At 62.1% G+C, this 663-nt stretch carries 1 protein-coding gene; it reads right to left on the bottom strand.

Annotated features, from left to right (window positions below):
- Positions 1-116 precede the first annotated feature (116 nt).
- Positions 117-572 (bottom strand): hypothetical protein, encoded by a 456-nt coding sequence (locus ABD323_RS43280; protein ID WP_344447513.1) that lies wholly within the window; start codon positions 570-572, stop codon positions 117-119.
- Positions 573-663: the final 91 nt, after the last annotated feature.

Below are 663 nucleotides of genomic sequence, written 5' to 3'. Positions count from 1 at the left end.
CCTGCATCGACTTCCGGCGTGCCGCTCTCGCTGTTGGAACAAGCCGTAACGGCGACGGCAGCCATAGCGGCGAGCGGCAGAAGCGTGGCGCGTATGAGACGCACTGGTGGTGGCTCCTACTGTCGGAAGGTTTGCTTCTGCTGTTCTTCGGCTTCGTGGTAGTTTCGCATGGCGATCTTCAATGCCTCCTCCGACTGCTCAAGTACAGTGCGGAGCTTCCGCAGCATCGGCAGGATCCCTCTCGGACCATTACCACTTTGCTGCACGTGCTGGGCAACCTGTTTTGCGTACGGGCCGGTGCCTAGCTTTGGCTCCTCCGCGAGACCATCCGCCTCGTACATGATCTCGTCGAGGTCGCCGAGGGCTTCGGTGATGGCGTCTTGCAGGTCTTTACCGGCGTTTTCGCTGACAGGGAAGCCGCCGCCCTTGGCCGATTCGAGCAGTTCGCCGGACTGTTTTTCGGCTTTGGCCATGGATTCGGCGTTGAACGGGTTGACCTTGGCCCAGAGTCCGCCTTGGTCTTGCCCGGAGTCGGTGGTCGGCGCCGGTATCGGCTGGTCGAATTCAGGCATCGTGTCGGTTCCCCTCGTTTGGCTCGTCGATCCCTTCGGGGGTGGAGGTTCCTGTTATTCGCCGATGACGGGTGGGGCGGTGCGGGCGTCG

The sequence above is a fragment of the Kitasatospora nipponensis genome (assembly GCF_039528135.1).
GTDB classification, from domain to species: Bacteria; Actinomycetota; Actinomycetes; order Streptomycetales; family Streptomycetaceae; genus Kitasatospora; species Kitasatospora nipponensis.
Note: the sequence above shows the minus strand (reverse complement) of the source record. Positions and strands in the feature narration are given on the sequence as shown.

Bases quoted from the DNA above. Each gene is read 5' to 3' on its own strand.
- ABD323_RS43280 (WP_344447513.1), bottom strand. From the start codon at position 572: ATGCCTGAATTCGACCAGCCGATACCGGCGCCGACCACCGACTCCGGG.